Raw genomic sequence first — 14,520 nt, 5'->3', positions numbered from 1 at the left:
TCCGAGAGGATATCCATGCCCCGTTTCCATCATTTCGCCTTGGCTCTTGCGCTGTCGACGTCGCTCGTCGCTGCCGGTCCTGCGCTCGCCAAGGCGAAGGCGGCGAACCCCGCGCCGATCGCCGACCTCGTGAAAGCGGTCGATATTCCCTATCAGGCCTTCACTCTCGACAACGGGCTGCGCGTGATCGTCCATGAGGATCGCAAGGCGCCGGTCGTCGCGGTGTCGGTATGGTATCGCGTCGGGTCGAAGCATGAGCCCAAGGGCAAGACGGGTTTTGCCCATCTGTTCGAACATTTGATGTTCAACGGGTCCGAAAATGCCCCCGGCGACTTTTTCGAGCCGCTGCAACAGGTCGGCGCGACCGACAGTAACGGCACGACCAATGTCGATCGCACCAATTATTTCGAAACCGTCCCCACCGGCGCGCTCGACCTTGCACTGTTCCTCGAAAGCGACCGCATGGGGCATTTGCTCGGGGCGGTGACGCAGGAAAAGCTCGATAACCAGCGCGGCGTCGTCCAGAATGAAAAGCGTCAGGGCGACAACAACCCCTATGGTCTGCTGCGTTACGAGATTTTCGAGAATCTCTTCCCGACCGGCCACCCCTATCATCACAGCACGATCGGCTCGATGGGCGATCTTAATTCGGCGAGCCTTGGCGATGTGAAGAAGTGGTTCACCGACAATTACGGCCCCAACAATGCGGTGCTGGTGATCGCAGGCGACGTGGACCTCGCGACAGCCAAGGCCAAGGTCGGCGAATGGTTCGGCGACATCCCGCGCGGCCCGGCGATTGCTGCACCGGTCGTCAAAGTGCCGACACTGCCCGCGCCGCTCGCGAAAGAGGTCAGGGATCTTGTCCCGACGACGCGCATCTACCGCATGTGGGCGATCCCTGGGCTCAACGATCCCGAGTCCGTGCCGCTGCAAATGGCGATGACCGTGCTCGGCGGACTGTCGTCGTCACGGCTCGACAATGCGCTGGTGCGCAAGGATCCGGTCGCGGTGAGCGTATCGGCGGGTGCGCAGCCTTTCGAGGATGCCGGCATATTGCTCGTCCAGGCCGATGTGAAACCCGGCGTTGATCCGGCACATGTCGCCAAGCGGCTTGATGAGGAAATCGCATCCTTCCTCGCGAGCGGCCCGACCGCCGACGAATTGCAGCGCGCGGCGGCGAGCTATCTTGGCGGCGTAATTTCGGGGCTTGAGTCGGTCGGCGGCTTTGGCGGCAAGGCCGTCGCGCTCGCCGAGGGCGCGCTCTATTCGAACGATCCGGGCTATTATAAAGTCGAACTCGACCGCATGGCCAAGGCGACGCCCGAGCAGGTGAAGGCGGTCGCGAACAAATGGCTGTCGCGCCCGGCCTTCTCGCTGACCTATACCCCCGGCGAGCGCACCGAGGGCGGTGAAAATCGCGGCGGCGCGGTGACGGCGGGCAAACCGCGCGAGTTTGTCGGGGCCGACCGTTACTGGAACCCCGCGCTAGGCGATGTCGGTCCTGACACCGGCATCGGTACCTCGATCGCCGACCGCTCGCAGATGCCCGCCGTGACCGACCTCAAGGCGCTCGACTTCCCCGCGATCGAACGCGCCAAATTGAAGAACGGCATCGAGGTCGTTTTCGCGCGCCGCGCGACGGTGCCGACGGTCAATGTCGCGGTGAGCTTTGACGCGGGCTATGCCGCCGATCCGCACAATGCGCTGGGCACCCAGTCGCTGATGCTCAGCCTGATGGACGAGGGCACGACCAGCCTCGATTCGATCGCTTTTGCTGAAGCGAAAGAGCGGCTCGGCGCGCAGATCGACGGGTCGGCCAATGCCGACGAGACGGTGTTCAGCCTGTTCGCGCTGAAGCCGAATCTCGCACCGTCGCTGACTTTGCTCGCCGACTATATCCGCAATCCCGCCTTCGATGCGAAGGAACTCGAGCGCGTGCGCGCGCAGCAGCTCAACCGGTTGAACGCCGAACTCAACAATCCGAACGCGATCGCCTCCCGCGTGCTGATGCCGACGCTTTACGGTCCCGACCATCCCTATGGCATTCCGCCCTCGGGGCTGGGCAATGCGAAGGCCGTTACCGCGGCGACGCGCGAGCAGCTCGCCGCCTTTCATGCGACATGGTTCCGGCCCGATACGGCGCGTATCTTTGTCGTCGGGGATACGACGCTGAAGGATGTGACGAAGCAGCTCGATGCCGCCTTTGGCAATTGGAAGACTCCGGCGACGGCGAAGCCGACCAAGCATTTTGAAATCGCGATCCCGCAGCCCAAGCCGCGCATCCTGCTGATCGACCGGCCGAAATCGCCGCAGTCGGTGATCCTCGCGGGCAAAATATTGGATGCAAAGGGCGGCGACGATCTGGATGTGCTGCGTTCGGCCAATGATATTTTCGGCGGCAATTTTCTGTCGCGCTTCAACATGAACCTGCGTGAGACCAAGGGCTGGTCCTATGGTGTGCGTGCGCGCATTTCGAGCGAGAAAGACCGGCTGAGCTGGGTCATCGCGGCGCCGGTTCAGGCCGACCGCACCGGCGATTCGATCAGGGAATTGCAAAGCGACCTCAAGGCTTTCCTCGGCGACAAGGGCGTGACGGCCGACGAATTGCAGCGCACGGTCAACGGCAGCGTGCGCGAATTGCCGGGCAGCTTCGAAACCTCGGGCGACGTGCTCGGAGGGCTGCGCTCGATTGTTAAATTCGGCCGCCCTGACAATTATTATGAAACGCTCGCCGCGACTTATGAAGCGATGACCGCGCCTGAAATCGATGCGGCAGCACGCAAAGCCTTTAGCGCCGACGATCTTGTCTATGTCATTGTCGGCGACGCTGCGGTGGTAAAACCGCAGCTTGACGGATTGGGATTGGCAGTGGAAACAGCGTCACCCGCTAACTAACATCAGTTTCAGTAGGAGAGTTTATATGTCTCAAGTCGATGGTAGCTATGATTGCATCACCAAGTCGCCGATGGGCGACCAGAAGTCGGTTTTCACCGTCAGCAGCGACGGCGGCAGCTTCACCGGCCAGAATGCCGGCGGCATGGGATCGCTCGACGTTGAAAATGGCAAGGTCGACGGCAACAAGCTGACCTGGACCATGAACATGAAGGTCCCGATGCCAATGACGCTCGAATGCGAAGCGACGGTCGACGGCGACGTTCTGACCGGTACCATCAAGGCCGGCGCTTTCGGTTCGATGGCGATGAACGGCACGCGTCAGGCTTAATCGCCCGCACCAGCCGCGCAATAGGTAGGGCCGTCCCGCACCCGCGGGGCGGCCCTTTTGCTTGGATTGCATAGCATTGCACCGCCGCTTTTGGCCCTTGGGGGCTATCCAAAACGGCGCTGGCGGCGCATAGTCTCGCTGCAATGCACAAATTATCCAAAGCTTCACAGCGGTCGGGCCTTCCGGGCGATCGCGAAATGGTGTTCATGATGGCGATGGTGATGGCGCTCAACGCGCTCGCCATCGACTCGATGCTGCCCGCGCTGCCGGCGATTGCGAAGGGCTTGGGCGTGGTTGTCGCCAACCAGCGCCAGCATGTCATCTCGGTCTATCTGCTCGGCGTCGCCTTTGGCTCGCTCGTCTATGGCCCGCTCGCGGATCGCTTCGGGCGCAAGCGCGTGCTCGTCGCGGCGCTATGGGCCTATGCCGTGTTCGCGATCGGCTGCGCGCTCGCCACGAGTTTCCCGATGCTGCTCGCGCTGCGTTTCGGCCACGGCCTCGTCAGCGCGGCGCTGGGTGTTATCGTCGTCGCGGTGATCCGCGACCTGTTCGTCGGCGACGCCATGGCGAAACGCATGTCGCTGATCTTCCTCGTCTTCATGATCGTGCCGATCATCGCCCCGGCGATCGGCGCCGGGGTTGCTGCGGTGGCCGGCTGGCGCGCAATTTTCATGCTGTTCGCGGTGATGAGCCTGCTCATGCTCATCTGGCTGCGCCGCCTGCCCGAAACGCTCGATCCGGCCGACGCGCGGCCGCTGGACCTCGGAACGGTGGTGTCGGGCTGGTTGACGGTGACGCGGCACCGCCGCGCTGCGGGTTATATGATCGCATCGGGCCTGATGCAGGGCGCGCTGTTCGGCTATCTCAACAGCAGCGAACAGATCATCGCCGAAATTTTCGATGCGCAGCCGCTGTTTCCGCTCGTCTTCGCCTGCGTGGCCGTCGGCATCGCGATCGCCAATTTCTCCAACGCACATATCGTCGAGCGCTTCGGCGCGCGGCGCGTGTCGCAGACCGCGGTCTTCGCGTTCATGGCGACCTCGATCGCGCAGATTGCGGCGGCGTCGAGCGGCACCGAAACGCTGACGATGTTCACCCTGTTGATGATGGTCAATGTCGGGCTGATCGGCTTCATCAGCAGCAATTTCGGGTCGATCGCGATGGAGGATTTCGGGCATATGGCCGGGGTCGCATCGTCGTACCAAGGCTTTGCCAAGATGCTGCTCGCGGCGTCGGCGGGGGCGTTTATCGGCCAGCAATATGACGGCACGACCTTGCCGCTGGCCTATGCCTTCCTCGGCTGTGCGGTTGCGGGCCTGCTGCTCGTGCTATGGGCCGAGCGCGGCAAGCTGTTCACCCGGCCGCGCACCGCGCCCAAAAGCCCATATTAATCGACGGCAAAAGAAAGGGGGCCGAAGCCCCCTTTCCATTTAGCTCTTGAACGACGGCACCGGGGGTACCGGCGGCGGCGGTGCATCGCTGTCATCCTCATGCACTTCGATATGGCCCAGGCCGACATGACTGCGGCGGCGGCTGTAACCGAAGTAGACGATAAGGCCGACCACGGCCCAGCCGACGAACATCAGCTTGGTATCGACCGACAGGCTCCAGAACAGATAGGCGCAACCTGCGACCGAGACCGGTGCGATCACATTGACCAGCGGCGTACGGAAGGGACGCACGCGGTTGGGATCGGTGCGGCGAAGCACCAGCACGGCGATCGACACCATCAGGAAGGCGAAAAGCGTCCCCGAGTTGGAGATGTCGGCCAGCTTGCCGACCGGGAAGAAAGCGGCGAACAGCGCGACGAACACGCCCGTGATCATCGTGATCACATGCGGCGTGTGGTAGCGCGCGTGGGTGCGCGAGAAGATCGCCGGAAGCAGGCCGTCGCGGCTCATCACGAAGAAAATGCGGGTCTGACCGAACATCATCATCAGGATGACCGAAGGAAGGGCGATAGTGGCGGCAAGACCGACAAGGTTGCCAACTTGCGTCCAGCCGATGTTGCGGAGCGTCCAGGCCAAAGCTTCTTTGGAGCAAACCACCGCATTGTCGCCCATCGCGGCGCAGGCCTGGCTCAGTTCGAGGCTGCCCGCTGCAAAGGCGTTGCCCGCCGCGTCGGTGATGGGCTGCGCGCCGACGCTGCCGATGACGCCCGCCGCGACGAGGATGTAGAAGATCGTGCAGATGGCGAGCGAGCCGATCAGGCCGATCGGCATGTTGCGTTGCGGATTCTTGGTTTCCTCGGCCGCAGTGGAGACCGCATCGAAGCCGACATAGGCAAAGAAAATCGATGCCGCTGCTGCTGAGATGCCGGCCATGCCGAGCGGTGCGAAAGGTTCGAAATTCTGCATCTGCATGACGGGCAGTGCGAGCACGACGAACAAGGTGAGCGCGGCAATTTTGATCATCACGAGGATGGCGTTGATCATCGCGCTTTCTTTGGTCCCGATAACGAGCAGCCAGGTAACCAGACCGGCGATGACCATCGCGGGCAGGTTGATGATCCCGCCGTCATAGGGCCCAAGCACCAGCGCATCGGGTATGTTTATGTGCAGGGCATTTTCCAGAATACCGATCATATAGCCGGACCATCCGACCGAAACGGCGCCCGCAGCGACGGCATATTCGAGGATTAGCGCCCAGCCGACCATCCAGGCCAGCAGTTCGCCCATCACAGCATAGCTATAGGTATAGGCGGAACCCGAAACAGGTACCATCGACGCCATTTCGGCATAACAGAGCGCGGCAACGGCGCAGACGAAGCCCGCGATGATAAAGCTGATCATCATGCCGGGCCCGGCTTTCTGCGCGGCCTCTGCCGTCAGGACGAAGATGCCGGTCCCGATGACCGCACCAACGCCGAGCATCGTCAGCTGGAAAGCGCCGAGCGTTCGCGTCAGTGGTTTTTTTTCTGCTGTCGCCAAAATGGCATCTAACGGTTTTACCCGGTCAAATATCATAGAGAAATTTCCCCTTGTGGGGCGACCGTCGACGGCGCCCTCTCCTGGCAGCGCAGACTAGCTTCTCCATCCGTCAGCGCAACTTAATTTCGTGGGGCGGCTATGCTTACCGTACCGTAAAGCGGACCCGGTCGATCATCCGCCCGCCGGGATCGACGAGCGTCAGCATATGGATTCCCGGGCGCGGCAGGATTTGCTGGCCCGTATCGGCATCGCCGAGCGCAGTCTTGTCGAGGATCAGGCGGTGACCGGCGACCGATCCGCTGACGCTCACCGCCAGCCGCTGGCGATCGATCGGGATATCGGGATCGAGTGCATAAACGCTGCCGCTGACCGGGCTGGTGATGCGCGGGCGGCGTGAGACGGCGGGGGCGGTCGCCATTTCGCTCTGCGCGGTGCCGCGCAGGAAATATTCGCGGCGCGGTGGTTCGCGCGTGCCGGGAAGCGCGATCTGGCGCGCCTCGACGCCTTCGGGCCTCGCGGGCGGCTTGCCAGGGCTCCCGGCGTGGAGCGCGAGCATCACGTCGCGCCACACCGGCGCCGCGCCCGAGGTGCCCGAGACCGCCCGCATCGAATCGCCCTCGAGATTGCCGACCCACACCGCGACGGTGAAGCGGTCGGACCAGCCGATGCACCAATTGTCGCGCATCCCCTTCGACGTGCCGGTCTTGGCGGCGGCCCAGAAGGGGAGGCGCAGCGCGCTGTCGGACCCGAAGGCATCGGCGCGGGCGGAGGCGTCGGCGAGGATGTCGCCGACGATGAAGGCGGCGGCGGGCGCCACGATCTGGCGCGTTTCGCCCGCAGGTTCGTTCAGTCCGAAATGCACCGGTGACCAGCGGCCGTGGTTGGCGAAGCTGCGAAAGGCGTTGGCCTGTTCGACCAGCGACACTTCGGCCGAACCGAGTGCAAGGCTAAAGCCGTAAAAATCGCCATCCTCGACAAGGCCGTGATAGCCGAGTGCCCAGAGGCGATCGCGAAACGCCTGAACATCGTCGATGATGAGCGCGCGGACGGCGGGGACGTTCAGCGAGCTTGCCAGCGCGTTGCGGACGCTGACCGGACCCTTGAAGCTGTGGTCGTAGTTTTTGGGGACATAGAGGCCCGAGGCGGTGTCAAGCTGGACCGGGCTGTCGTCGAGGATCGACGCGGCGGTCAGCCAGCCGCGTTCGATCACCTGCGCGTAAAGATGCGGCTTGAGCGTCGAGCCCGCCTGCCGCCGCGCATTGGCGCCGTCGACCGCGGCGGCGGTCGATTTCAGGCCGACCCCGCCGACATAGGCGAGCACCTCGCCGGTGGCATTATCGAGGACGACGACCGCGCCGTCGCGGACACGGTCCGATCCGAGTCCGGCGAGCTGGCGGCGCAGCGCGACGATCGCGGCGGCCTGAACGCGGCGATCGATCGTCGTCGTCACGCGCTTTCCCGGCTTGTCGAGCAGGCGCACGGCAAGGTGAGGGGCAAGCGCTGGATCGAGTTCGGCGATGCGCTCGCCCGATACGAGCGTCGCGGCGGCGGCACGGATCGTGCCGCAATCCTTCGCCTGCGCGACCCGGCACGCGCGGCGGCCGAGCGCTTCGGCGCCCGCGGTCGGATTGGGGAGGAGGCCCGCGAACAACGCCGCGTCGGTGCGGGTCATTTCGGCGGGGCGTTTCCCGAACAGCGCGCGCGATCCTGCGCCGATCCCCTGCGCTTCGCCGCGCAGGGGCACGAGATTGAAATAGGCCTCGAGTATCTCTTCGTGCGACCAGCTTGACGCGAGCGCCTGTCCGGCGCGCATCTGGCGGATCTTGTTCAACCAGTCGCGCTTGCCCGGTTGCGCGAGTTCCGGCGCGAGGAAGCCCGCAAGCTGCATCGGGAGGGTCGAGGCGCCGCGCGAGCGCCCGCCGGTCCTACCCCACGTCAGGCGGGTGCGTGCGGCGCTGGCGATTGCCAGCCAGTCAACCCCGCCATGCGACCAGAAACGCCGGTCCTCGGCCTGCACCACCATATCGCGGACCGCGGGGCTGATGTCGCCGAGCGGGACCCATGCGAGGCGGCGACGCTCGAAATTGACGCGCTCGCTATCGAGCAGGCGGCCGTTGCGGTCATAGAGCCAGGCTTCGCTGGGCTTCCAGTCGGCGCGGACGGCGGCGTAATCGGGCATCGCAGGCGGGCGCGTGAGGAGGTGCGCGATGGTGGTGAGGATGAGCAGCGCGAGCGCTGCCCATGCGAGCCAGCGTTGCCAACGGGGTCGGGCGGTCATTGATCGCGAGGCCTAAATGATCCTCCCCGTGCCGAAGGCATGGGGAGGGGCACCGCCGCCGCAGGCGGTGGTGGAGGGGCTGCGACGCCGCGTCATGGCCCCTCCGTCAGCGCTTCGCGCTGCCACCTCCCCATCGCTTCGCGACAGGGAGGATCTTATGCTGCCGTAGCCAAGCATCACTGCCCGACGCTCACCACCGTCAGCGGGGCGTTCGGCCATTGGCCGCGGATCGCGGGCGAATACATCGCCTCGACCCGCGTCGGCGGCAGGGTGAAGCGGCCCGAGCCGTTCAAGCGCACGACATATTCGACCGCGTGGGTGCCCGCGGGCATCCAGCCGAAATAGCCACGCCAGCTGTCCTTGCCGCGCTCGACATAGCTTGGCTGCGCGCCCGATCCGCTCGCCTGTTGGCCAAGCATTTCGGACTGGCCGCCCAGATTTCCGACGATCGTTGCGCCCGGCGCGACGGGATCGTTGATCACGACCCACGTCCGGCCCGCAGCCGCGACGACCTCGATCCGCACCTTGATCACATCGCCGCGCGTCAGCCGGTCCTTGTCGGTCGCCTTGACGATGCTCACCGACCGCTTGATCCGGTAGCCCGCGTTGAGCGGTTCCTTGAGCGGCACGGCGGCCTTGACGCTGACCGTCGCCCATGGCGCGCCGGTGCCATCATGCTTCAGGCTCATCGTTACCGCAGCCAGCGCGACGCGCAGCGGGGAGATCGGTTCGGCGGGTAGCGGCCAGCTTTGCGAGGCGGTGCCGCCGGCGAGGCCGATATTGGTGACGCCGGTGATCGCACTCGCCGGATAGAGCTCGGCGAAGCGACGGACGGTGGTCGCCCCCCACGCATTGGCGGGGGTGGTGTCCCAATGCCCCTTGCGCTGGCGCTGCGCGACGCCGACCATCAGCTTGCCTGCGTCATCTTCCCAGCCTTTGCGGCCCAGCACGGCTTCCAGTGCCTTGATCGCCATTTCGTCGCCGCTGGTCATCATCCACCAGGGCGCCTTGGCATCGTCGACAAGGTCGAGACGCGTGCCTTCGTAGACGAGCCGCTTGCGCAGTTCGGCCTCGGCTGCGGTGCGCAGCGCGACGGCGTTGCGCACGCCGGGCGTGCGTTCGATCGCGACCAGCCAGTCGGCGAGGGTGCCGGTGGCCATGTCGACCGGCGCGACGTCGATCGCTGCGACAAGGCTCGCGCTCGACGCATTGTTGCGCGCGAGCGCCGCCAGCGCCGCGATGCGGACCGGGCGGATGTCATAGGGGCCGTAACCCTTGCGGCTGAGGCGTCCTTCGACGACCGCCTGCAACGCCTTGACCATCTTGGCCTTCGACGTTTCGGGGATCGCAAAGCCATTGGCGGCGGTGATCGCGAGGACATAGGCGGTGAGTTCGGGCGAGCCCGTCATCTGGTTGTTCGGCCAGTAACGCAGCAGGCCGTCGTCATCGAGATAGGTCGGCATCGCCTCCGCCAGCGCCTGCCAGCGCCCGACGTCGCCGAGCGCGATCGCGCGCGAAGTCGACTGTTCGAAGCAATTATACGGATAGATCGCCATATAATCGCGCACCCCGGCGAGCGGCGGCGCGAGCGTTCCTGCGAGCGCGACATCGACATAGCCGCCGGGCAGGGCACCCTTAGGGATGGCGATCGGCAGGGTCGTGCCGGGGCCGACGCGGAACAGGCTGGCGGCCCAGGTTTCGACCGGCACCGCGGGCTCGACCATCTGTTCGAAGACCAGCCGGTCACGCTGCTTGCCGCCCTTGGCGACCGCCTCGACCGTCCACTGGATCGGCCCGGTCGCATCGGGGGCGACCATCGACCAGCTGACCGGCACTGCGCCGCCCGCCGGAATGGTGACGGTCAGCGGCGGCGCGGTCGCGACCGCGGGCGCCAGCGTCGGCGTAGCGGTGACCGTCATCGCCTGATCGGTGCCGTTGCGCAGCGTGAAGCGCGCATCATAAGTGTCGCCGGTACGGACGAGTTCGGGGAGCCCGGCAAAAACCGCGAGATCCTGTATGGTGCGGACGCTGGTTTCGCCGGTGCCGAAATATTGCGCGCCGTCGCTCGCGATCGCGACGAGGCGGAAGCTCGACAAATTATCGGACAAGGGCACTTCGACGATCGCGCGGCCCTTGCTGTCGAGCGGTACATTTCCCTTCCACAGCAGGACGGGGCGGAAATCTTCGCGGGTCAGCCCCGACAGGTCGCCACCGCCACCGCCGCCGGGTTCGAGCGCTTTGCGGCCATAATGCCTCTTCCCGACGACCTGCATCTGCGCGGTCGAGGTCAGCACGTCGAGGGTGCGCTCGCCCATCATCGCGTCGATCAGCTGCCAGCTCTCGTTCGGAGCGAGCTGAAGCAGTGCTTCGTCCACTGCGGCAAAGGCGACATCGGCGCTTTTGGGCGCCTTGCCATCGGGGGTCTTGACCTCGATCGCGACCTTCGCGGTTTCGCGAACAGCATATTTTTCCTTATCGGCCTTCACCTTGACGCCGAGCTGATGGCCTTCCCAGCCAACCTTGATCCGCGCAATGCCCATGCGGTAGCTCGGCTTGGCGAGGTCGACCAAGGCGGTCGGCGGCGCGCCCTCGCTATTCTCGATCTGGAAACCGACCGCGCGCTTCATCTGGCGGAACCAGCTTTCCTGGCCCGTGACGCGCCCGCGTACCGCCATCACCGAGACATAGACGTCGGGAGCGTAAGTCGCGGGAAGCTTGACCTGAACGACAGGGTTGGTGCCCTTGAGCGGCACGACGAAGCTCGAAAGCACGCCTTCGCGTTCGACGGTGACGAGCGCGGTCGCTTCGCGGAAGGGCATGCGAACCTGGAAGCGTGCGGTGTCGCCGGCAGCATAGCGCGGCTTTTCGGCGATCACGTCCATGCGGTCGCCATTGTCGCCGCCGAACCACCAGTCGTCGTCGCCGGCGAGCCAGACCGAGCGTACCGCGCGCGCCTCATTGCCGTCGGCGTCGGTGGTCGTCGCGACGACGGTGATTTCGCCCGAGACGCCCGGCGCCATCGCGCAGCTCGCGCGGCCGAGCTTGTCGGTCGTGGCCGAACAAGTGGTCGCAAGCCGGGTGGTGCGCATCTGGTTGTCATAGGCATAGAAGCCGCCGATCAGGCGGCGGCGTGCGGTGATGATCTCGCGATTATAGAGCGCGACCGAAACGCGCTGCCCCGACAGCGGTTTGCCGTCGAGATCGAGCGCGACAAATTTCAGGCGCAGATCATTGTCGCGCATCATCCAGCCGTCGGTCTTGAGCCCGAGGCGGACCGCCGACGGATAGAGCGTGATCCGGCGGCTGCTGGTCAGCGTTTCGCCATTGGCGTCGGCATAATCCATTTCGACCGCCATCAGCGTCGGCTCGGTGATCGGCTGGTCGACCGTCACGCTGGTCGCCGCGGTGCCGTCGGCGCCCAATGTCAGCGGCATCGACCGCGCGAGCGGCATTTCGGCGGCGGGCTCGTCGCCGCTGTCGTCGAGCTGGACGACGCCTTCCTTGACCGGCTGGCCGTCGAAGTCCCAGTCGCGATAATCTTCGGGCGGCGACCAGCTCGGGCGGAAGTTGGTGCGGAGTTCCACCGGCAGGTTCGGCGCGGGGCCGCCCGAGAGGTATCCGACGAACAGCGACAGCGGCACTGCGGTCGGCCGCACCGGCGATATTTTGGGCCCGGTAACGGTCGCCTTCATCGTCGGCAGGCGATACTCGTCGACACGAACCGACTGCCCCGACCAGATGGTTTTATCTTCGCCATCCTTATCCTTGGTGACGAAGACGAGTTCATAATCGCCCATCGGCGCCGACGCGGGGACGTTCCAGACGGTTTCGCCGCTGCCATTCGCGGTGACGGCAAAGGGCATTTCAAATTCGGTGTCCGAGCCGCGGTGGACGAGGCGCAGCTTGCCCGCCATTGCCTTGGGAATCTGGAAGCCAAGGCCGATCGGACGGCGCAGGAGATGCTTCATATTGACCGTCTCGCCCGCCTTGACGAGCGCGCGGTCGAAGATGGTGTGGAGGATGTCGCTGCGCTCCGACCAGCCATAGGGAAGGTCGAAGTCATAGGGGCGGATGCCGTTGCCCCAGTCGGTGAGGGTGAAGCTGAAATCATCGCCGGCACGCGCGCTGACCATCAGCGCATGGCCTTCGCTGTTCGCGAGATCAGGCTTCTCCTCGCAGCTTGCATATGTTTCGGGCTGGGGCAGTCCCGACGGAAAGGCGAGGCGACCCGCCTTGTCGGCAACCCCGCGCGCGATCAGGCGGCCGGTGCAGCTGTCGGTGACGCGGATTTCGGCGCCCGCGACGGGCAGGCCCTTGTCGAGCGAGGTCACCCACGCGAGCGAGCCTTCGCGGCCCCATTTGAAATGGACCGCCATATTGGTGACAAGCGCGGCGGTCGCGACATAGCGCGTCGTCTTGCGGCCGAGCAATGTCGCGCCGAGTTCGGGGCTGGCGATCTCGACGACATGGAATCCCTTTTCGGTGAGCGGGATGCCGATGACTTCAAATTCCTTGCCGCCGCCGGGAGGCGTCAGTTGCAGGTCGCGGCGTTCGCCGCTCGCAGGCGCGCCCGCAAACACCGATTTGGTGCCGGTGTAATTGACCGTGACCTCTTTGCCGGTGCGGTCCTTTTCTTCGCGATAGTCGGTGTCGTCGGCGTCATCGACGCGCTTCAGCCAGCGCGCGATCGCGGCATCATCGTCGCCGACCTTGAGTGCGGTCGCGGGCATTTTGAGGTTCGACTGGACCATCGTCCCTTCGACCCCGCGCACGGTGACGGGCAGGATGCCGCCCTCGCTTGCCTCGAGGATGCCGAATTCGGCGGCGAACTTGACCAGCGGCGGGGCGCGGTCGATGTGGAATTTCAGCGGAAAGTTCGACTGGTTGGCGAGCCTGCGGCCGCTCTGGTCGGTGACGTCGGCGGGCAGAACCAGCGTCGCGTCGACATTTTGCGGCAGCGGGCCGGTGAAGCGGACCTGGGTCAGAAACGCGTCATTCTTGTCGCCGTCGGAAACCTTGGGCGTCAGCTTTTTGCCGTCAGTGGTGTTGAGCGTCGCGGCAAGCGCGGCGTCGCGTGCGATCGGCGCGGCGAAGGTCAGGATGACATCCTTGATCGGGTTGCACCCCGCCTGCGGATTGACGCGGTTGCACGACATTTTCGCAGTGAAGGCGGCGCGCACGTCATAGTCGAAACGCTGGTCGCGTCCGGCGGTGCGGGTGGGAACGCCGGCCTGCGAAATGCGCGCGTCCCAGACGAGCGCCATGTCGCGGCCGGGGGGCAGCGGGCGGCGGCATTTGACGGGGACGATACGGTCGAGCGCGGCTTCGCGGTCGGCGCCCGCCGCGGGGAGGCGCTGCGGTAGCCCTGCGTCTTCGGTGAAGGATTGGCGCGACCAATTGTCATTGCCGAGCCCGGTGAGGATCTGCGTCGCGGTCTCGCGCGGCAGGACGTCGAGCGGAATCTTCTCGCCGATGCCGTCGACGGCGCAATAGCCATAGCGACCAACCGAAGCGCGGTCGGCGGCGACATTGGTGGCGACGAGGAAAATCTGGTCCTCCTCGATTCCGTCGTGGGTGCCGCCGGCAAGAATAGCGCGTGCCGAGGGGCCGCCGGTGTCGAGCGCGAAGCGGCTGTTGCCGACGACATTGACCCCGCGTGCGGTGGTCAGCCCATCGCGCAGTTCGACATGGCAGCGCAGGCCGCCGGGGAGCGGCTTTTCAAATTCGAGCACCCAGGTCCGGGTGTCGACCCAACGACCGTCGGCGGGGAGTTTGCAGTCGTTGGTCGCAGGGGCTTTGGCGCGGGGGTCGCCGAGCGGCACCATGTCTTCGGAAAAGCGCAGGGTGAAGCGACTGATCGTGCCTTCACCGGTGCCGGTGCTGCCCGGGGTGGCGAGCGTGACCTGCGGCACCGTGTCGCCGCCCGCGGCGGCAAGCGCCATGGCGAGTGGGACGAGCAAAGCCAGCCTTACCTTGTTGGTCAGCTGACCACCGAGTCCGCGCCACATCGATGCCATTAATCGTCTCCCCGCTTTTTGAGCGTTGGGTTATCCTGCTGGAAACAGGGGTGTGAGTCCACCGCGCATCGT

Annotated in this window: 6 protein-coding genes; 3 read left to right on the top strand and 3 right to left on the bottom strand. The window is 65.2% G+C overall.

Annotated elements, in window-relative coordinates; all coding sequences use genetic code 11:
* Positions 1-15 precede the first annotated feature (15 nt).
* The 3 genes from CDQ91_RS05610 (at position 16) to CDQ91_RS05600 (ending at position 4,614) form a co-directional block, all read left to right on the top strand.
* Positions 16-2,895, top strand: coding sequence for a M16 family metallopeptidase (locus tag CDQ91_RS05610; protein WP_088471724.1), 2,880 nt, complete (start codon positions 16-18; stop codon positions 2,893-2,895).
* A 25-nt stretch (positions 2,896-2,920) separates the two neighbouring features.
* The gene (locus CDQ91_RS05605) at positions 2,921-3,223 is read left to right on the top strand and encodes a hypothetical protein (RefSeq protein WP_088471723.1); all 303 of its coding nucleotides are present in this window, start codon (positions 2,921-2,923) and stop codon (positions 3,221-3,223) included.
* A gap of 197 nt (positions 3,224-3,420) precedes the next feature.
* Positions 3,421-4,614, top strand: coding sequence for a multidrug effflux MFS transporter (locus CDQ91_RS05600; RefSeq protein ID WP_237245832.1), 1,194 nt, complete (start codon positions 3,421-3,423; stop codon positions 4,612-4,614).
* 39 nt (positions 4,615-4,653) lie between these two features.
* Here the strand turns inward: CDQ91_RS05600 and CDQ91_RS05595 are convergent, their stop codons facing one another.
* The 3 genes from CDQ91_RS05595 to CDQ91_RS05585 all read right to left on the bottom strand — a co-directional run bounded on the left by CDQ91_RS05595 (position 4,654) and on the right by CDQ91_RS05585 (position 14,448).
* Positions 4,654-6,189: an amino acid permease gene (locus tag CDQ91_RS05595; RefSeq protein ID WP_088471721.1), complete on the bottom strand. Its 1,536-nt coding sequence runs from the start codon at positions 6,187-6,189 to the stop codon at positions 4,654-4,656.
* A 106-nt stretch (positions 6,190-6,295) separates the two neighbouring features.
* Entirely contained in the window at positions 6,296-8,431 is a 2,136-nt protein-coding gene (gene pbpC, locus CDQ91_RS05590; RefSeq protein WP_088471720.1) for a penicillin-binding protein 1C, read from the bottom strand.
* 176 nt (positions 8,432-8,607) lie between these two features.
* Positions 8,608-14,448: an alpha-2-macroglobulin family protein gene (locus tag CDQ91_RS05585; RefSeq protein ID WP_419722544.1), complete on the bottom strand. Its 5,841-nt coding sequence runs from the start codon at positions 14,446-14,448 to the stop codon at positions 8,608-8,610.
* Between the last annotated feature and the right edge of the window lie 72 nt (positions 14,449-14,520).

Source organism: Sphingopyxis witflariensis (assembly GCF_002205635.1).
In the GTDB taxonomy this organism is placed as follows: domain Bacteria; phylum Pseudomonadota; class Alphaproteobacteria; order Sphingomonadales; family Sphingomonadaceae; genus Sphingopyxis; species Sphingopyxis witflariensis.
This window is presented reverse-complemented; position numbering and strand designations above follow the sequence as displayed.